Source organism: Mycobacterium sp. E3198 (assembly GCF_001667015.1).
GTDB lineage: Bacteria > Actinomycetota > Actinomycetes > Mycobacteriales > Mycobacteriaceae > Mycobacterium.
In genome coordinates this window covers 24259-43620 of the sequence record NZ_LZIS01000124.1, presented here as the reverse complement: position 1 = coordinate 43620, position 19362 = coordinate 24259, and the positions used below count along the sequence as shown (strand labels likewise).

At 65.6% G+C, this 19362-nt stretch carries 12 protein-coding genes; 10 read left to right on the top strand and 2 right to left on the bottom strand.

Features of this window, described 5'->3' with window-relative positions; all coding sequences use genetic code 11:
- Positions 1 to 195: 195 nt before the first annotated feature.
- A complete protein-coding gene (locus A5673_RS14325) occupies positions 196 to 1962 on the bottom strand; it encodes a sigma-54-dependent Fis family transcriptional regulator (protein ID WP_068233204.1) in 1767 nt (588 codons plus the stop codon).
- A gap of 194 nt (positions 1963 to 2156) precedes the next feature.
- Between A5673_RS14325 and A5673_RS14320 the strand changes: the two genes are divergently transcribed.
- The 4 genes from A5673_RS14320 to A5673_RS14305 all read left to right on the top strand — a co-directional run bounded on the left by A5673_RS14320 (position 2157) and on the right by A5673_RS14305 (position 11341).
- Positions 2157 to 2417 carry a hypothetical protein gene (locus tag A5673_RS14320; protein ID WP_231971100.1) on the top strand — a complete coding sequence of 87 codons (261 nt, stop codon included), beginning with the start codon at positions 2157 to 2159 and terminating at the stop codon, positions 2415 to 2417.
- A 343-nt stretch (positions 2418 to 2760) separates the two neighbouring features.
- A complete protein-coding gene (locus tag A5673_RS14315) occupies positions 2761 to 5541 on the top strand; it encodes a LuxR family transcriptional regulator (RefSeq protein WP_082958734.1) in 2781 nt (926 codons plus the stop codon).
- A 90-nt stretch (positions 5542 to 5631) separates the two neighbouring features.
- Positions 5632 to 8439 carry a helix-turn-helix transcriptional regulator gene (locus tag A5673_RS14310; RefSeq protein ID WP_068233198.1) on the top strand — a complete coding sequence of 936 codons (2808 nt, stop codon included), beginning with the start codon at positions 5632 to 5634 and terminating at the stop codon, positions 8437 to 8439.
- 88 nt (positions 8440 to 8527) lie between these two features.
- Complete coding sequence (locus A5673_RS14305; protein ID WP_068233194.1) at positions 8528 to 11341, top strand: LuxR family transcriptional regulator; 2814 nt, start codon at positions 8528 to 8530, stop codon at positions 11339 to 11341.
- A 120-nt stretch (positions 11342 to 11461) separates the two neighbouring features.
- On the opposite strand, the gene A5673_RS29115 is transcribed toward A5673_RS14305, so the two are convergent.
- The gene (locus A5673_RS29115) at positions 11462 to 11833 is read right to left on the bottom strand and encodes a hypothetical protein (protein ID WP_156748214.1); all 372 of its coding nucleotides are present in this window, start codon (positions 11831 to 11833) and stop codon (positions 11462 to 11464) included.
- Positions 11834 to 12121: 288 nt separating this feature from the next.
- Between A5673_RS29115 and A5673_RS14300 the strand changes: the two genes are divergently transcribed.
- The 6 genes from A5673_RS14300 to A5673_RS14275 all read left to right on the top strand — a co-directional run bounded on the left by A5673_RS14300 (position 12122) and on the right by A5673_RS14275 (position 19297).
- Positions 12122 to 13204: an alpha/beta fold hydrolase gene (locus tag A5673_RS14300; protein ID WP_082958733.1), complete on the top strand. Its 1083-nt coding sequence runs from the start codon at positions 12122 to 12124 to the stop codon at positions 13202 to 13204.
- 1005 nt (positions 13205 to 14209) lie between these two features.
- Positions 14210 to 16486: a LuxR C-terminal-related transcriptional regulator gene (locus A5673_RS14295; RefSeq protein WP_068233187.1), complete on the top strand. Its 2277-nt coding sequence runs from the start codon at positions 14210 to 14212 to the stop codon at positions 16484 to 16486.
- A gap of 391 nt (positions 16487 to 16877) precedes the next feature.
- On the top strand, positions 16878 to 17393 hold the full coding sequence (locus A5673_RS14290; protein ID WP_068233185.1) for a YkgB family protein: 516 nt from the start codon (positions 16878 to 16880) through the stop codon (positions 17391 to 17393).
- A gap of 80 nt (positions 17394 to 17473) precedes the next feature.
- Positions 17474 to 17671, top strand: coding sequence for a hypothetical protein (locus A5673_RS14285; RefSeq protein ID WP_156748212.1), 198 nt, complete (start codon positions 17474 to 17476; stop codon positions 17669 to 17671).
- A 20-nt stretch (positions 17672 to 17691) separates the two neighbouring features.
- Complete coding sequence (locus tag A5673_RS14280) at positions 17692 to 18066, top strand: tryptophanase (protein ID WP_231971096.1); 375 nt, start codon at positions 17692 to 17694, stop codon at positions 18064 to 18066.
- Positions 18059 to 19297 (top strand): thiolase family protein, encoded by a 1239-nt coding sequence (locus A5673_RS14275; RefSeq protein WP_068233179.1) that lies wholly within the window; start codon positions 18059 to 18061, stop codon positions 19295 to 19297. The genes A5673_RS14280 and A5673_RS14275 overlap by 8 nt, the downstream gene beginning before the upstream one ends.
- The last annotated feature ends 65 nt before the right edge of the window (positions 19298 to 19362 follow it).

Below are 19362 nucleotides of genomic sequence, written 5' to 3'. Positions count from 1 at the left end.
GCACCGCGGCGCCCGAATCATGGTGTTGCCGCGGCGGGCGAGTAGAGGCCTAGATCGATGTCCGGGAGACCGGCCAAGCCGTCGTAATTGCTACCGTCAATCATTCTCGGCATCAACGCGCCGTACCTGCAATCGGGGGCAACTTCGCGATAACGATTGCAAGTCAATGCTTTTGGGCTCGAAACTGAAGGGATGCTACTCGATGCCGTAATCGTTTATCTTGCGGTAGATGGTCGCCCGCGACATACCCAAGGCGCGAGCCGCCTCTTGCTTGTTGCCACCGTGGTCTTGCAAGCTACGAACAATCGCGTCGCGTTCAAGGGCTTCCATCTGCGTCAGCTTCCGCCGCGTGACGGATCGGCACTCCGGCGGCAACTTGTCGGCGCCGACAATGCCCGATCGTTGGCGGACTACGGTTTCGGTCAGAACCCGCCGTAGTTGAGCGACGTTCCCCGGCCACGGCAGCCTGCTGAGTTGGCGCACAGCATCGGGTGCCAGCTCAACATCAGCACCCCGAGTGATCTCGCGCAGCAACACGGGCACCAATTCCTTGATGTCGTCAATCCTGTGTCGCAGCGCCGGCACTGTGACTGTGTGGGTAAACAGCTGCAACAGCGCCTTGATCGGTGCTGCAGGAGGCGCGGAACTTTTGGTCGCCGCGATCCACCCCCGGCCTGCGCGCATGGTCAGCATCGAGGTGATCGATTCAAGTGTGTCGTTGTCGATATCATCCACATCGGCGATGACCACCGCGAAGTCTTCATCGCCTGACTCAGCCGCCAGCTCCGCGACGAGACGGGTCGCGCTGGGGAAAGTATTGGGACGCAGCACCCGAACGGTTCGGCCCGGTTTCACGTGCTGCGCCACCGCCTGGGCCAGTCGCGCCCGACCGGATCCTTTCTCTCCCTCGATCATCACCCAGTGACCGTCGCTGCAGCACTGCTGCACCTCCTGGCAGCAGCGCAGCCAGGCGCCATCGCGGCCAGCCAGGCCAGGGATGCGTGTGCGCGCCGTAGCGGCGATTTGAGGGCGCCGTGAGTCTGTCTGGGACGAAATATCAACGTGGAAAACGCCATTGGTCCGACCAGAGCTAATCGTCGAGCGGTCGGCGGCAGTAATCTTGGCGACGTGCCCGCTTGGCAGAACAGCCAGCGCCGTGCCCGAGAGCGCGGAGCTGACTAGTTCCGAGGCATGTTCGAGCAGCACGGTCTGATCGTTACCGTGAAGTGTCCGACGCAGATAGGGGTTCATCAACACCACGTCGCCACCGATCGCAAGGACCCCGCCAGAAGACCGCCGCGCCTGCTGCAGATACGCCTCCAGCAGCGCGGTCTCACCCTCATGAGCCAGCACCCGCATGCGGTCCTCAATTTCGCGACCGGCGCTAGTCGCCAACGCAAGCAACAGTGGATAGGAGTCGTCGGCCCGACAACTCAGATTAACGGCACCGATTATCCTGCGCGTTATAGGATCTCGGATCGGCGTCCCCGCGCAAGAGAAACCCGTGAACATTTCGACGTAGTGCTCGCCACCACGGATGAACGCGGGCCGCCCCGTCTCCAGTGCGGTGCCAATCCCGTTGGTGCCCGCCACTTCTTCAGACAAACCAAAGCCCGGCACTAGGCTCACCGTGTCCAACGCGTTCAGGATGGACACTTCTGCGGCGGTCCGTTCAAGCACCACCCCGTCGTTTGATGTCAGGACGACGCTGACGGCTTGCGCAGCCAGGTCATCGGTGACGCGCTGCAGCACCGGCGCTGCCGCACGCGCCAGCCGCGAGCCGGTGTTTGGTTCACGCACATACGGGAGCTCGACCCGGTCGGGGTTTACCCGCAGGGCCTGCGACCGACGCCAGGAGCCGAGCACGCCTGGTGGCAAGGTCTCCCCACCCAAGGAGCCCTCGCACAAGAACTGTTCCCGCACCCGGCAAACGTTGAGTTGGACGTCGCCCCGCAAACTCATCGACGCATGGACCTCGCTCTCCGACCCAGCGGTGCGGCCGCCCCCACTACCGACGTCTCAGATTGAGACGCGCAAACCTGCTCAGATTGAGACGCTCAGTATACGCCCGCGAGGGTGTGATGGATCACGTCAGCTAATACATCGAACTCATCGAAAGGGTGACGGTGAGCAGGCAACACCGCACGATCCGCCCGATGCAGTGCGACAGCCGCGACATGATCCAGCGAAGGCAGGGTGAAATGACTACCTATCAGGTTACCGATCGCCTACACGACGGTCGTACCGTGCGCGTCCAAGCAGATGACATCGCGCCGACGGTGGCCTCATGGCTGGCCGAGTTGGGCGCCTGCAGTCCATTAGTAGAGTTGCTCGGCCGAGCGGCGCGCAATGGGGACTGGCCGGCAACACACGGCATAGCCGACTACCTGTCGGTGGAAGTCCAGGTGGCAGCATGAAGCGGCTATTCGGGGCGACACGGCCGCTGGTTCACGTCGCCTGCGCCAACTTCAATCGCAGGTTACTCACCGCCCCGTCTGAGAGCAGGCTCCGATGAGAGTCAACCCGGTTGCTTCTACCACGCACGTTCCCGGAGATCATCCCCGCACATCCGGGCCGGCGCATGCGCCGGGTCCGTCGCAACAACTGGTCGAACGCGATTCAGAGCAAACTGGGCGAACCAAAGCGCCTAGACTAACTACCAGCGCTTACGGTGGCGAGAACTGTGGACGACACAACGGGGAGGTCTTCCGCCCGCCGACGTCAGGTCGGGGGGCGGCGGTTCGCGTGAGCACCGCAAGGATGTCAGGAAACCTGCAGATACCGCCGATTCGTGGTCGGGCGGATGAGCTGAAGGCGATCGCGGGGTTGATCGCGGAGGTCGCTCAGGGACGCGGCGGCGTGCTGGTCATCGAGGGACCACCGGGCATCGGGAAGAGCCGCTTGTTGACCGAAGTCTTGACGCTCGCCGAGAAGGCCGGTGTTCGGACACTATTTGGCGAGGCTTTCGAGTACCAGCAGACGGTACCGTTTTTCTCGCTCTTCATGGCGACCCTGCGTGCGGATCCTCCCGTTGGTGACCCGGAGGCCTTGCGTCGCTTGGGCGCGTCGGCCGATGTCCGCTACTGGGTGGTGCGCGATCTGCAAGCCGCCATACATGGCGCCGCGTCGCGAAAACCGTTGGCGATCGTCCTCGAGGATATCCACTGGGCGGACAACGCCACGCTGCTCGCGCTGCGGTCGCTAGCCGCGACGCGAGCCGACGTTCCGGTGCTGTGGGTGCTCACCGCACGAACCGGCGCCGGCGGACCCGCCGTTCGCGAGACACTGACCGCGCTGGAACGCGAGGACGCCAGGTTTCTGCGCTTGGCGGCTATGACACCGAGCGCGGTCGCCGACATCGTGCAGGACGCCGTGCGAGCCAACGCCGATGCGTCTCTCCTGAATTTGGCGGGCCGGGCCCACGGCAACCCTTTCCTGCTGACGGAGCTGGTGCGAGGACTGGACGAGGAGGGCAGGCTCGCTGTCAGCGGCGGCCGAGCGGTCGCCACCGGAGAGGACTTGCCCCGACGGCTCAACGACACCATGCAGCAGCGACTTGACCAGCTCTCCGACGCCGCGAGCCGAGTGGTGCAGGTAGCCGCAGTGCTGCCTGACCGGTTCTCGGCCCAGCTGCTCGCCACGATGCTGGAACGCCGACCGTCCGCCCTGGTATCGGCGGTCGAAGAGGCTGTGCGCGCAGACATACTCATCGAGGACGGTGATCAGCTGAAGTTTCGTCACGATCTGCTGCGCGAAGCGACGCGGCAATCCTTGCCCCAGTCGTTGCGCCGGGCGATGGAGCGGCAATCGGCAACCATCATGTTGGACACGGGGGCCGCGCCTGAGGAGGTCGCCACGCAGCTCGCCCGCAGCGCCGAGGTGGGCGATCAGGCCGCGATCTCCGCGCTCCGCCAAGCCGCACAGGCGGTGGCCGCTAGCGATCCGGGCGCGGCCTCGGATTTGAGCATCCGCGCGTTGGAGCTCCTGCTACCCCAAGATCCAGGACGCGGGCCACTCGTCGCAGAAACGATCGTGCTGCTCAATCGGGCCACCCGCTACGAGGAGGCGGAAAGGTTGGCCAGCAGCACGCTGTCTGCCGCGCTGACGCCCGAGGAAGAGGCCGCGATTCGCCTCCGGCTCCCGACGGTAACCACCGATACGACATCGCGACACATGGAAGAGAACCGCCGCGCCCTCCAGCTGCCCAACGTGAGCGACATCACGCGGGCACGACATCAGGCATGGCTGGCGTACAACCTGGCGATGTACGGCCAACATGGACATGACAGCTCGGCAGCCGACGAGGCGGCGGCCGCCGCTGCATCCACCGGCGATCTTGAGGCGAACATCCTGTCCGGAGTAGCGCTTGCCTGTCTCGAGTGCGCGAGCGGGTACGCGGACCGCGCGCTACACCGGGTCGAGGAACTTGAAGCCCTGACCCCCGAGGGCGATGCAACCGCTCATCACCTCGCTGCGATCCACCTGGCAAATCTGCTTGCCGTGGTTGGACGGTTGGAAGATGCCGCGGCACTGGTCGCAGGCCACATGGAAAAATCCCGCAAGCAACGCGACGGCATGGCGCTTCACATCTGGGCTCTGACGGCAGGGGTGGTGGAGGTGGCCGCGGGCCGGCTGTCGGCTTCCCGGGCCGCCATCGAATGGCTGCCGGCGCCGGATCGAACGGGGTCGACTTACGTAGACGCGAGGCGCATGTTCCTCCTGGCGGAGGTCGCGGCGCGTACCGACGACCGAACGTTGTTGCTAGAGACGACGAGTGCGGCGCGCGATGCCTACTCCAACGGTTCGCCCGCCGTACGTCGGGAGGCGGCGGGCCTGCTGGGACTGGCGGCATGGCAGCGCGACGACGTCCATGAGGCGGTGCGCTGGCTCGGGGGCGATATCTCGATACTCATGACACCCTTCTTGCCTACGGTTTTGGATCAGCTGACCTTGACCGCCCGGGTGGCGTCAGCCGCCGGGGATGCCGGCCTGCTAGCGCGTCTGCTGGACGCCGTTGAGGTGCTCGAACGCGAGGGGCAGGTGGTCCCCTTGTTCACCGCGGTCGCTCAGCACACCCGGGGTCTCATCGAACGTGACGTCCAGGCACTGGTCGCCGCTGCGGAGTCGCTTAGCTTGTCGAAGCGACCGCTGCTTTACGCAGCCGCTGCAGAGGACGCCGGCGGCGAGCTGAGCCGCGCACAGCGCAACGCCGAGGCGCTCGACCAGCTGAACGCGGCATTCGACACCTACACCGAATGCGAAGCGATCGCCGATGCCCGCCGCGTCGGCCGCGTGCTGCGCCGACTCGGCGTCGAACGCCGCATAGTCGCCCAACCGCGGGCAAAAACGGGCTGGGACAGCCTCACCGACTCCGAACTCAAGGTCATCAACCTCATCGCCGACGGCGCGACCAACCGCTCCGTCGCGGAGCAACTGCAACTCTCCCCTCACACCGTCAAGACACACGTGCACAATGCTTTTGCCAAGCTCGGCATCACTTCCCGAGCCCAATTGACCGAGCTCATCCGCGGCGCCGATTGATCGACAGCAAATCTCGTTGATGGCGTGTACGGCCTGCGATAACGTGCACTGCAATGGGACTCCGGTAATTAGACCTAGACAGGACACTCGATGGGGCCTCCAGCCGGCCTATTCGATACCGGGGGCCAACGCCTGGTCACCCCGCCGATTCGAGGGCGGGCAGACGAGCTGAAAAAGATCGGCGCACTCGTTACCGCGGTGGCCCAGGGCCGCGGCGGCGTGCTGGTCATGGAAGGGCCGCCCGGCATCGGAAAGAGTCGGTTGCTGACCGAGGTGTTGGTGCTGGCCGAGAAGTCTGGCGTGCGCACCTTGTTCGGGGAGGCGTTCGAGTACCAGCAGACGGTGCCGTTTTTCTCGCTGTTCATGGCCACACTCAACGCTGATCCCCGGGTGGGAGACGCCGAGGCGTTGCGCCAACTAGGTGGCTCGGCCGATCTGGGCTACTGGGTGGTGCACGATTTGGCCGACGCTATTTATGCCGCCGCCGCACAGACCCCGCTGGCGATTCTGTTGGAGGACATCCACTGGGCCGACAACGGCACGCTGTTGGCGCTGCGCTCGCTCGCCACCGCGCGGCCGGATGCGCCCGTGTTGTGGGTATTGACTGCGCGCACCGGGGCTGGCGGCTTTGCGGTGCACGAGACGTTGTCGGTGTTGCAACGCGCGGATGCCACATTCCTGCAATTGGGGGCCATGACGCCGGATGCGGTCGCCGACATGGTCCAAGACGTCGTGCGGGCGACCGCGGATGAGTCTCTATTGAATCTGGCTGCCAAAGCGCACGGTAATCCGTTCCTGGTCAGCGAGCTTGTGCAGGGCCTGGCCGAGGAAGACCGGCTGAACGCCAGGGGCGGGCGAGTGATAGCCACCGGAAATACGCTGCCGCGACGGCTGGGCGTCGGTATGCAGCAGCGATTGGACCTGCTCTCCGAGGATGCTTCGGAGGTGGTGCGGGTGGCCGGAGTACTGCCGGACCGGTTCTCGGCAGGCTTACTGGCCGCGATGTTGGAACGGTCGCCGGCGTCGTTGCTGTCGGCGCTCGAAGAGGCGGTGCGCGCTGATCTGCTCGTGGAAGACGGTGAGCGGCTGAGGTTTCGGCACGACTTGCTCCGTGAGGCGACCAGGCAGTCGTTGCCCCAGTCTCTGCGGCGAGCGATGGAGCGCCAATCTGCGTCAGTCATGCTGCGGATCGGCGCCGCCCCCGCCGAGGTGGCCACCCAGCTGGCGCGAAGCGCAGAGCCCGGCGACAGGGAGGCGGTCGGCGCGCTGCGGGAGGCCGCTCAGTCGGTTGGCCGCGGCGATGCCAGCGCAGCCGCGGACTTGTGCAGGCGCGCATTGGAACTGTTGCCCGGTGACGACACTGAGCGTGGGTCGCTCGTCGCCGAAACGGTGGAACTGCTCAACCGGGCCAGCCGCTACAGCGAGGCCGAGGAGTTGGCCGTTGCGGCCCTCTCGGAGGCGACCTCGCCCGAAGAAGAGGCCGAGATTCGCCTCCGGCTTCCGACGCTCACCAAGCACAGCGCCCAGCGGCGCGTGGAGGAGAATCGGCGGGCGCTCGAGTTGGGCGGCATCACCGACGTCACCCGGGCACGCCATCTGGCCTTGCTGGCATACAACCTGCTGTTCGACCAACGCGAGGGACACCGTGGGGCGGCCGACGAGGCCGCCGCGGTCGCGGCATCGACGGGCGATCTCGAGTCGAGGATCGTAACCGATGTCACCCTCGCATGTCTCGACTGCGCGGACGGCTATGCGGACCGAGCCCTGCGCCGGCTCGAGAGGGCTTACGCGCTTGCGCACGCAAGTGATCCGACGGCAGCCGATGGCTTGGTTGCAGCGCACCACGCGAACCTCTTGGCGGTTGTCGGCCGGTTGGACGACGCTGCAGCCGAGGTCGCCGAGGGAATAGAGCAAGCCCGCCGGGAACACAATGCGATGGCCCTTGATATCTGGGCGGATATTGACGGCTGGGTCCATCTCGCCGCGGGCCGGTTGGCTGCCGCTCGCGCCGCGGTCGAACCTTCGCCGCGCCCACATGCGCCGGTTGCGACCGACCTGGAGGTCATCCGCATGGCGGTCCTCGCCGAAGTGGCGGTGCACACCGATGACCGAAACTTGCTGCAGCATATGGCAAATGATGCTCGTAACGCCTACCCCGCCGGGGGATCTACGGTACGTCGCGCGGCGGCGCAGGTGCTCGCGCTGGCGGCGTGGCAGCGCGACGACGTCCATGACGCGATGCGCTGGCTCGGCGACATCACCCTGCTGGGAACACCACTCACCCCTGAGGTCTTAGATCTGGTGATCTTGGGCGCCCGGGTGGCTTCGGCCGCCGGTGATGCCGGGTTGCGCGCACGGGTTCTGCAGGCCACCGACGTGCTGGAGTGCGAGCAGCCCGCGGTTCCGCTGTTTTCAGGGGTTGCCCGATATGCCCGGGGGATACTCGGGCGTGACGCCCCAGCATTGGTGGCTGCCGCGGAGTTGCTTCAATCGTCGTCGCGGCCGCTTCTCTACGCGGGCGCTGCAGAGGATGCTGGCGCCGAACTCGCCCACATCGATCGTGATGATGCGGCGGTTGCTCAGCTTAATGCCGCATTCGACACCTACGTCGAGTGCGAGGCGTTCGCCGATGCCCGCCGGGTCGGCCGCGCGCTGCGCCGACTAGGCGTCGAACGGCGCATCGTCGCCCAACCGCGGGCAAAAACCGGCTGGGACAGCCTCACCGACTCCGAACTCAAGGTGATCAATCTCATCGCACAGGGCGCAACCAACCGCGACGTGGCCGCCGAGTTGCACCTTTCCCCGCACACGGTGAAGACCCACGTGCACAACGCATTTGCCAAACTTGGCATTACTTCCCGCGCACAATTGGCGCAGCTCGCGCGCGACGCTGATTGACCGACAGCAAATCGGGCAGTTGACGTGTGCGGGCCTACAATGACGTGCACTGCAATGGCAGTCCGCTAAACGGTAGACGGGACACCCGATGGGGCCTTCAACCGGCATATTTGACGTCGGCGGCCAGCGGCTGCTCACCCCGCCGATTCGGGGGCGAGCAGACGAGCTGAGGGTGGTCGGCGCACTGGTTACCGCGGTGGCCCAGGGGCGCGCGGGCGTACTGGTCATCGAGGGTCCGCCCGGCATCGGGAAGAGTCGGTTGCTCACCGAGGTGTTAGCGCACGCCGACAAGTGCGGGGTGCGCAGCTTGTTCGGTGAGGCGTTCGAGTATCAGCAGACGGTGCCATTTTTCTCGCTGTTCATGGCCACACTGAACGCCGATCCCCCTGTGGGTGATGCCGAGGCGTTGCGCCGGATGGGCGGCTCGGCCAATCTGCGCTACTGGGTGGTGCACGATTTGGCAGACGCGATTCACGCCGCGGCCGCGGAAACCCCGTTGGCGATCGTGTTGGAGGACATTCACTGGGCCGATAACGGCACGCTATTGGCGCTGCGGTCGCTGGTCACCGCACGGGCCGGCGCGCCGGTGTTGTGGGTGTTGACCGCCCGCACCGGGGCCGGCGGGCCGGCTGTGCAAGAAACGTTGTCTGTGCTGCAACGCGCGAATGCCACATTTTTGCGGTTGGGAGCCATGACGCCGGACTCGGTCGCCGAAATGGTCCAAGACGCGGTGCGGGCGAGGGCGGATGAGTCGCTGCTGAGTCTGGCCGCCAAATCCCACGGGAATCCGTTTCTGGTCAGCGAGCTGGTCAGGGGGCTGGGCGAGGAGGGCCGACTCAATGTGAGCGGTGGGCGCGCCGTGGCCACCGGTGACAGGCTGCCGCGTCGCTTGGGCGCCGGTATGCAGCAGCGCCTGGACATGCTGTCCGAGGGTGCTTCAGAGGTGGTGCGGGTGGCCGCGGTGCTGCCGGACCGGTTTTCGGCCGGCTTGCTGGCCGCGATGCTGGACTGTCAGCCGGTCTCGTTGCTGTCGGCGGTCGAGGAGGCGGTCCGCGCTGATCTATTCGTCGAAGACGGTGCGCAGTTGAGGTTTCGGCACGACTTACTGCGCGAGGCCACCCGCCAGTCGTTGCCGCAATCGCTGCGGCAGGCGATGGAGCGCCAATCGGCCTCGGTCATGCTGAGGATGGGCGCGACCCCGGCCGAGGTCGCCACGCAGCTGGCACGCAGCGCCGAACCCGGAGACAGGGAGGCCATCGACGCGCTGCGCCAAGCCGCGCAATCGGTCGGCCGCACTGACGCCAGTGCGGCCGCGGACTTGAGCAAGCGTGCATTGGAGCTGCTGCCCGCGCACGACGCTGAGCATGGGTCCCTGGTCGCGGAAACGGTGGCGTGGCTCAACCGGGCGAGCCGCTACGGCGAAGCCGAAACGTCGGCGGTCGCGGGGCTGTCGGAGGCGGCGTCGCCGGAAGAGGAGGCCGAGATCCGCCTGCGCTTCGCGGCGCACACTAAGCACAGCACTCAGCGGCGCGTGGAGGAGAATCGCCGAGCACTCGAGTTGAGCGACATCAGCGAGGTCACGCGGGCACGGCACCTGGCCTGGCTGGCTTACAACCTGCTGTACGACGAACGCGGCCAACACCGCGCCGCCGCCGACCAGGCCGCCGCGGCCGCGGCATCCACCGGTGATCTCGAGTCCAGGATCCTGACCGATGTCACCCTGGCTCGTCTCGACGGCGGGGAAGGGTACGCGGTCCGCGCGCTACGCCGCCTCGAGAAGGCTTGCGCCCTCGCTCGCGCGGATGATGTGAACACAGATCATGTCCTTGCTGCTGTCATGCACTACGCGAACCAGCTGGCGGTGGTGGGCCGGTTGGACGACGCTGCAGTCCAGGTCGCCGACGGAACAGAGCACGCCCGCCGGGAAGGCAACGCGATGGCCCTTGGTATGTGGGCCCTGGTTGTCGGGCGCGTCCATCTCGCGGCGGGTCGGTTGTCAGCCGCTCGCGCCGCGGTTGAGTCCCTGCCGCCCCCACAGTCGACAGGGGCGACCGAGGCGGACATGTTGCGCATGGTGATTCTGGCTCAAGTGGCGCTACGCACTGAGGACCGAAACTTGTTGCAGCAGGTCGAGATTGACGCTCGCGACGCCTACCCGACCGGCTCATCTTTTGTACGTCGGATGGCAACGCACGTGTTGGCGCGGGCGGCGTGGCAGCGCGACGACATCCACGACGCCATGCGCTGGCTCGGCGGCGACATCGCCCTACTCGGGACACCACTCACGCCTGAGGTCTTAGATCTGGTGATCTTGGGTGCGCGGGTCGCCTCGGCCGCCGGTGATGCCGGCTTGCGCGCACGCGTCCTGCAGGCCGCCGAGGCGCTGGAGCGTGAGCGGCCACCGGTCCCGGTGTTCACCGCGGTCGCTCAACATGTCCGCGGGATGCTCGGACGTGAGGCCCAGGCACTGGTGGCTGCCGCGGAGTTGCTTCACTCGTCGCAACGGCCGCTTCTTTACGCCGGCGCTGCCGAGGACGCCGCCGCCGAGCTGACTCGCGCGCACCGCGACGCTGAGGCGATCGACCAACTCAACGCGGCATTCGACACCTACGTCGAGTGCGAAGCGACCGCCGATGCCCGCCGGGTCGGCCGCGCGCTGCGCCGACTGGGCGTCGAACGGCGCATCGTCACCCACCCGCGCGCAAAGACCGGCTGGGACAGCCTCACCGACTCCGAACTCACGGTCGTCAACCTGATCGCCGAAGGCGCCACCAACCGCGACGTCGCGCAGCAACTGCACCTTTCCCCCCACACGATTAAAACACACGTGCACAACGCATTCGCCAAGCTCGGCATCACCTCCCGCGCCCAATTGGCACAGCTCATGCCCCGCGCTGAGTGACCGACACGTCGAACACGGGGCCGCGTAGTACTGCATCCGCCCTTTCCTAAACATCAATCCCCGGGCGATGGTTTTGCGCTGCTTACACGACGACAGTCGTTGTCGACAACGAATCACGTCTCACCCGAGCGACGGGCCGGGGCGCAGCCACGCGCCCGCCGGTGAGCACACCAGGGAAAGACCGAATAATGCTGAACGCAGCCCACGGAGCGCCGGCAATGCCGCCGGTGACATTTTGCATTGCCAATTACGCGCCGGTGTCACGATGACCGCAAGCCGGCCCAGGTCGATCTCCGAATCAGCAAGCCGCACTATCGATACCGACGCGCGGGTACGACGCGCCGGCAACGGCGAACTTGCGCCCATGCTCCAACGATGGCGCGCCAAACGGGCGCAAAGACGCCGTGAGCTTTGGGAATTCAAATCATGGCTACAGATAACCGCGAACTCACCGTGGTAGAGATCGTTGTTTAGTTCAGCTTCGGCAGCCATGGTCGTCGAATATCGGCCTCCATCCCGCTGGGTTCCCTCCGCGCCGGCCTAGTGCTAGGCCCACCCGACCCTAAACATCAATCCTCGGGCGATGGTTTTGCGCGGTGCGCTCGACGACCGTAGTCATCGACAACCAATTACGTCCTCACCAAGGCGACGGCCAAGCCAGGCCACACACCGTGCGGTGAGCACACCGGGGAAAGAACGAACGATGTTGAATGCGGTGCTTGGAACGCGGGCGACGATATCAGCGGCGTTCGGTCTCGCTCGGTACACGATGGTGTACCGATGACCGCCGGTCAGACGCCGCCAACCCGATGCAGGCGACTGCTCGGCACACGCCTATCGCCTTCGGGCAACCGGATCGTCACCACGAGCGATGGCGTCTCGCTGTCCGTTCGTGACTGGGGACCTCACGACGCAGGCCATACAGTCATACTCCTGCACGGCTTTTGCTCGAACAAGCAGTCCTGGGACATCCAGATGACGCAGCTGATCCGGCGCTGGGGCAACGGCATTCGAATCATCAGTTACGACCACCGTGGCCACGGCGACTCCGGGAACGCGTCAATGCACACGTACCGGATCGACCGACTCGCCGACGATCTCGGCGAGTTGCTTGTCGCGCTTGGCGTTACGGGCCCGGTCACCTTGGTCGGGCACTCGATGGGCGGCATGGCGGCCCTGGCCTATCTCCGCCGGCCGGCCAACAAACGCCCCATCGAACCGGAGAGCCTTGTCCTCGTCGCGACCGCCGCGGGAAACCTCTGCTCGCACGGCCTCGGCCGGCTGCTGAGCACCCCCGCGACCAGCATGCTCTACCACCTCGTACACCGCATGCCTCACGCGGCTGCCGATGAGGTCGTTCAATTCCTGGCCCGGCCCGTGTGCGCGGCACTGACCAGACATGGTGGATACGGAGAAACGGCACCGAAATCGTTGGTCGCCATGTCCGCGGCCGCCATCAACGCCACCCCGTCGACGACCAAAGTCGGCTTCCTGCGCGGCCTAAAAGAGTACGACTGCACTCAGAGCCTGAGCGCGATCACAGCCAAGACCACCATCATCAGCGGAGGAGCGGACAAGCTCACGCCGGTGTGGCACGCCCGCCAGCTGGCCGACGGCATCCCCGGGGCGACGCTCATCCACCGCCCCACCGCAGGGCATACGCTCTTGCACGAAGTCCCTCAGGTGGTCACTGGAGCCATCAGCTCCGCCATCGCGGTCGGCAGCCCGGGTCTCGCGGCTGGGGGCCAGGTGAGTCTGTCGCCACGGTCCGGCGCCGTAACCCGCGGCCCCGACTTCCGCATCGACCATCGCGATTCGGCGGCTATGGCCTCACCGATCGAAGCTGAGGAGCGGGCGTCATGACCCGGCCATGCACCGCCTGCGCCTCACTCAAAGCCGTAGCAGGCGATTACACGTCGCCGGCTTGCTGACCGTTCGGCGGGCTGGGGCTGCGCGAGCGCGTCCCAGCCCGCCGAATTCCATGCAAGGACGCAAATGCGACGACCGTTTCTTTCGCCGGGGATGTTCTTCGTAGACGAGAGTCGCTGGCCGGCAACGACTCACGCATCGAGCTGACACAGCCGGACCCACGTCCACAATGCCCTTACCAAGTCTCCACACACATTCCCGCGCCGAATTGGCGCAACTCGTACGCCGCTCGGATTGACCGCTCCGTCAAATATCAAGGCCGCTAGGCATACACCGCCCCGGCGCTAAAGATCACCCGCCGGGCGATGGTGACGGCGTGCCCGCGCTGCGAATGTGTTTATTGAACTCTGGGATCGCCGCGACCGCCGTCCCTCAACCAGGAACCGGCACTGGAGAGCAAACGACACAGCGGAATTGAGAAAGCGATGATGAGCACAGTGTGGGGAATGTTGATGATGACGCCGGTGGTGTTCGGCGTCGGTGGGTACGTGTTGGTGAACCGGCGACCATGAGCACACGAAGAGACGTTGGGTCGCCCGCCGACGCCGCCAGGCGTCTCACTTTGAGACGCGCGTTCACCTCATGTTGAGACGCTAACTCGCTGCCCGCGGCGGTGTCATGAGTCCAGGAGTCAATACGTCGATGCAAACGAGGAGAAATACCGTGAACGGGCACAGCGTGAGCGCGGATCACGACAAAACCATGCGGTCGATGGCGCTGGGGCCCGCCAGCTCGAACGGGCACCGACGGCGGGCGCCTGAGATAATCACGGAGAACGAATCTGATTCAATAGGGTCACCGCGATTGCCGGGCACAACGAGTCCGGCCGACCCTGCAGAGAATTACTGGGATGCCGAGAAGCCAGCGCCCAGCCATGGCGCGTCAACGCCGAATTTTCCGGCCCGGCTGCTCGACTCAACGCATTCCTGGAGTTCGGACATGACCGGCCCAGCCGGACGCGGCGAGAACGGCGTCGGAGAAGCCCCTGCGCGAGCAGTGCTGCTCGCCACCAAGCTGCACGTCCCGGCGATCGGGGCCCAGCTTGTTCACCGCGCCACCCTCCTCGACGTACTGTCGGCGGGCCGTCACCGCAAGCTGACCGTCTTGAGTGCGCCGGCGGGCTGGGGCAAGACGACAGTACTGGCGCAGTGGGCCATGACCGCCGGCGAGGACCAGCGGTTTGGCTGGCTTTCTCTTGATCCCTCCGACAACGATCCCGTGTGGTTTTGGATGTACATGGTCGCCGCGCTGCAGAAGGTCACCCCCGGGGTGGGGACACGCGCAGTCGAACTCCTCGCGATGGGCGCCGACCCGGTGCAGGTCGTACTGCCTACCCTGCTGAATGATCTGGACGCGATCGCCAGCCCGATGGTGCTCATTTTGGATGACTACAACCTGGTCATCAACCGAGCGGTTCACGAGCAGCTGGGATTTTTCATCAGCCGGTTGCCGGCGAACCTTCACTTGGTAATAGCCACCCGATCGGATCCCTTGCTGCCGTTAGCACGCCTGCGGGCCAGCGGCGACCTCGCCGAGGTGCGAACCGACGATCTCCGTTTCGGGGCCAGTGAGGCGGAGCATCTGCTCAAGGATGTCCTCGGGCTGAACCTGTCTGATGCAGATATTCAACTGTTGCACCGACGCACCGAAGGGTGGGCCGCCGGCCTCTACCTGGCCGCCCTCTCGCTTGCCGGGCGTGCCGACACCGCCACGTTCATCAGGACGTTCGCGGGCGACAACCGTCATATCGTCGATTACTTGATGGCCGAGGTGCTCGACGGTCAGCCACCGCAGCTGCGCAGCTTTTTGCTACGTACCTCCGTCTTGGGACGACTCAGCGGTGCACTGTGTGACGCGGTGCTGGAAACGTCGGACTCGGCCTCGGTCTTGGAGACGATCGAGCGCGAAAACCTCTTTCTGGTGCCGCTGGACACGTCGCGTCATTGGTATCGATATCACCAACTGTTCGGGGAGTTGCTGCGAACCGAGTTGCGCCGCAGCGAGCCCGGCATCGTGGCCGACCTGCACCGGCGAGCCGCGGCCTGGTTCGAGAGCGAGGGCCTCATCGATGAAGCAGTCCGCCACCTCGTCGCCGGCGGCGACATCGCACGCAGTGCCGATCTGATCGCCGCAGACTGGGTCGACGAATTCAACGGCGGCGCAGTATCGACCGTCTCCGGACTGCTTGACCTGCTTCCCGAGGAGACCGTTCTGCAGGATCCGCGGTTGAGCGTGGCCCGCGCCTGGATCGCCCTCAGCGTTGGTCAACTCGATGACGCCGCCGAGTGGATCGAAGCAGTCGAGACCCGGTCGGCGGCAGGCACCGCAGACGGTGACGCGATCGGCGCCCAAGCGGTCGTGTTGCGCGCGGTTCACTCGTTCAAGACGGCTGAAGTCGCCGCGGCGCTGGAGACGGCTCGCCAAGCGATCGCGCTCGATCTGGCCGAAGCGCCGCTAGGCCGAGCAAGCGCCTACTGCGTCTACGGATCCGCGCTGTACTTCTCGGGTTGCACCGACGAGGCGCAAGCCGCATTCCGGCAGGCTGTAAAGCTGGCCGAGAAGGTGGGTGATCGTCGCGCCCGCATCTACGCGATGGGCCATCTCGCGCTGATTTCGACCGAGCATGGTCGGCTCGCGGACGCCGAGCGTCAGATCCGCCGGGCTTCCCGCAGCTCCCGCGACCTGGCTGATCCGGAACACCTCGTGGACGTGATGGTGTCACTTGCCGCGGCCGAACTGCTCCGCATGCGCGGCGAGTTGGCCGCTGCGGCGGCCGCCGCCGACATGGCCGTCATGTCCGCGCGCCAAGGTGGAGCAATCCTCGAGGTGGCCAAGGCGCTGTCTGTCCGAGCGGAGATCGTCGAGCAGCTCGGCGACCATGAGGCCGCCACGGCCGCCCTCGATGAGGTCGGCACCCTGCTGCGCGACTGCGCCGACGCCGGCCTCGCCTCGACGCTGCTCACTGCGGCGAAGCGGAGCGCGGGCGTCGCGGTGACTCCCCGCCATCGGGAAAGCGCGATCGGTGAGGAGCTGACCCCCAAGGAGCTCGAGGTACTTCGCCTGCTCGCCACCCGGTTATCGCGACGGGAGATCGGTGAACGGCTATACGTCTCGCTCAATACCGTGAAGACCCACCAGCGCGCCGTGTACCGCAAGCTCGGCGTTGAGCACCGCGGCGCGGCGGTCAGCCGGGCGCGAGAACTCGGCTTGTTGTAACACGCCTTCCCCACGCCCCGCCAGTTGTCTCCGGTCACGAACCGTCTTCTCTGAGAACGCTTCCCAGCATCGCGTGAGCGAGCAGACGTTTGGGGTGACGACCCCACCTTGGCGCCCGGGAGGGAAACCCAAGCGCCGATGCCGCGATGACGCCCGACCACGCCGTCCCGAGAAGCTATGCCGCAGATCCGTTCCTCGTCGGCATCTCACCCGGGTGAATTGCGTACGCGGATGAGGACAGCTCACCCACTGCGCGGAGATAGTGGTGGCTGATCTGAGCCGTGGCCGCGAATCGCCTGGATCAAAATCTCTACCTGCGCCGCCACCGAAGGCGGTGCGAGCTGGGCAGCGGCCATGCAGTGAAACGACACATCCAGAACGGGAGACTTTCATGTCGCAGAATGAGGCCACCACCATGGTGACTGCTGGCCCGGAACAGCTTCGAACGACCGGCATCGCGCCCGTGATCGCGCGGTACGGTCTGGTCATAGTCCTGGCCTGGTTCGGCGCCATGAAGTTCACTTACTATGAATCCCACGGTATTTCACATTGGGTGGCCAATAGCCCCTTCTTGGGTTGGATCTACAACGTCATATCCATCGACGCCTTTGGTCGATTGAACGGATCAATCGAGTTGATTACTGCGGCACTGCTGGCCGTCAAGCCGTGGTTCCCGAAGGCTTCCGTGGTGGGCGGCATATTCGCCACGCTGTTCTTCACCACCACGCTGACTTTTATGATCACGACTCCCGGGGTCGGCGAGGCGTCCGCTGGTGGCTTCCCGATTTTATCGGCCGACGGGGAATTCTTGATGAAGGACATTGCGCTCATCGGCTTGGCGCTGTGGCTGCTGGCGGACGCGATCGACGCGACCCGCAGACAGGCGGCGCTGAGCAAACCAAGTTGACATTGGCGGCCGCGCCTGCCCTCGTGACGAGCGAACCCCCGCGGACGAGCCGCCAGCGACACCGGGAAAGGAACCAGAACATGCTTACCGGCTTGATGGCCACCACGGTCATTGCGATCGCCGGCGATGCCGCCATAAGGCCGCAGGCGTCGGTCAACATCGTCGATGGGGACCGCAGCGCGGTCATCACCGGGCGCGCCGACCCGATCGGTCTCGCGGGCGGTGCCGCCCGTTGCAGCACCGCAAAAGCCCGCCAACCGGAGCGGTGGTCGCTGTAATGAGCCGCGCCATAAGTCGATTGGCGCCGTCGACGAAACGGACCTTCGCAAGTTGCGTTTCGCTGGCGAAATCGCGCCCCACGATTGGCCCGTCGATCATCTCCGACGAGGACATGGCTTGGTCACTCGTCGACGCGGTGGGGTCGTATCTGACCGGCTACGAGCGCACGGCCGCCTTCGTCGAGTTGGGCTGCGGCGAAAGCTATCTCGCGATCAGGCGCATCATCGCCGCCCTCCTGTCAACCCGGACGTCGTTGCCGGTAGCGATACTCGCTCAGCTGACCGGCTGGCTGAATGGCTACGCCGGCAACCCGGAGGAGCCGCAACTGCGCATGATGCTCGACGTCATCCGCCTGCAGCGGTCCGAAGCGGTTCGGGTGGCGAGCGATGCCTGAGGCTTATGTTTTGGGAGGCGTGCGAACCCCATTCACCCGCTATGGCGGCACACTGTCCGGTATTCGGGCCGATGACTTGCTCGGTATGACGATGACGGGCGCCTGCGACCGGCTCGGGGTGCCGCTCGAGGCCGTGGAGGACATCGTCGCAGGTTGCGTGAACCCCGCTCACGAGGGCATGGGCGACGTCGCCCGCTGGGCAGCGTTGGCCGCCGGATTTCCTGACACCGCGGCCGGGGTCACCGTGAACAGATTTTGCGGATCATCGCTGAGCGCGGCGGTAACCATCAGCCACGCGATCAAGGCCGGCGACCTGGGTCTCGGTATCGCCTGTGGAGTCGAGTCAATGTCCCGATCGGGATGGGCGTTGATGAAGGGCGACGCCGCGTTCAGCCCCAGGGGCCCGGTTCTCATGCTCGACACCATGTGGAGCGGTGCGGGAGGACCGCCCAACCCGGTATTGCTGGCCCGCAACGCTTACATCAGCATGATCGAAACCGCGCAAAATGTCGCCGACCGATATTCTTTGACGCGCGAGGAGATCGATGCCTTCGCACTGCGATCTCAGCGCCACGCCAAGGCTGCCCGCGACCGGGGTCGGCTGGCCAAAGAGATTATGCCCGTGACCATCCCAGCGACGAAAAAAGCCGCCGCTCGGCTGGCGGAACACGATGAGTTCATCCGCGACGACACCACCGCGGAGGTGTTGGCGACCTTACCGGCCCAGCCCGGTACGACCCAGATGACGGCCGCCAACTCCTCGCCTTTGAGTGATGGTGCCAGTGCCGTGGTCATCGCGTCCGGGGAACGGGCCAGCGAACTCGGCATCGAACCATTAGCCCGTGTGGTATCGAGCGCGGTCTATGGCATCGACCCCCTCATCATGGGCGTGGCGCCTGCATGGGCGATGCCGGCCGCGATCCGCCGGGCAGGGCTTGCCCCCGAGCAGATCGACGTGTGGGAGGTGCACGAAGCGTTCAGCGCCCAGGCGCTCGGCGTGCTGCGGGAGTTGCCGAACCAACTGGACGGTTTCGTAGTGCCCGATGACAAGCTGACACCCAACGGCGGTGCGGTCGCGATCGGACATCCCTTCGGGGCCACGGGAACTCGCTACCTGTTGACGCTGGCGACCGAATTGGCTGAAAAGGGCGCCCGGTACGGGGTGATTGGCATCTGTATCGGGTCGGGGCAGGCAGTAGCAGTCGTTCTGGAAAACGTTGGCGCAGGGTAGAAGAGCCGGTGTCACGAATGGACGGCGAGCCGGGCGCGCGCCATGCGCCAACCCGCAACGCCGCA

Coding starts and splice junctions, on each gene's coding strand:
- A5673_RS14325 (WP_068233204.1), bottom strand. CDS start 1,962: ATGAGTTTGCGGGGCGACGTCCAACTCAACGTTTGCCGGGTGCGGGAA.
- A5673_RS14320 (WP_231971100.1), top strand. CDS start 2,157: ATGCAGTGCGACAGCCGCGACATGATCCAGCGAAGGCAGGGTGAAATG.
- A5673_RS14315 (WP_082958734.1), top strand. CDS start 2,761: ATGTCAGGAAACCTGCAGATACCGCCGATTCGTGGTCGGGCGGATGAG.
- A5673_RS14310 (WP_068233198.1), top strand. CDS start 5,632: ATGGGGCCTCCAGCCGGCCTATTCGATACCGGGGGCCAACGCCTGGTC.
- A5673_RS14305 (WP_068233194.1), top strand. CDS start 8,528: ATGGGGCCTTCAACCGGCATATTTGACGTCGGCGGCCAGCGGCTGCTC.
- A5673_RS29115 (WP_156748214.1), bottom strand. CDS start 11,833: ATGGCTGCCGAAGCTGAACTAAACAACGATCTCTACCACGGTGAGTTC.
- A5673_RS14300 (WP_082958733.1), top strand. CDS start 12,122: ATGACCGCCGGTCAGACGCCGCCAACCCGATGCAGGCGACTGCTCGGC.
- A5673_RS14295 (WP_068233187.1), top strand. CDS start 14,210: ATGACCGGCCCAGCCGGACGCGGCGAGAACGGCGTCGGAGAAGCCCCT.
- A5673_RS14290 (WP_068233185.1), top strand. CDS start 16,878: ATGTCGCAGAATGAGGCCACCACCATGGTGACTGCTGGCCCGGAACAG.
- A5673_RS14285 (WP_156748212.1), top strand. CDS start 17,474: ATGCTTACCGGCTTGATGGCCACCACGGTCATTGCGATCGCCGGCGAT.
- A5673_RS14275 (WP_068233179.1), top strand. CDS start 18,059: ATGCCTGAGGCTTATGTTTTGGGAGGCGTGCGAACCCCATTCACCCGC.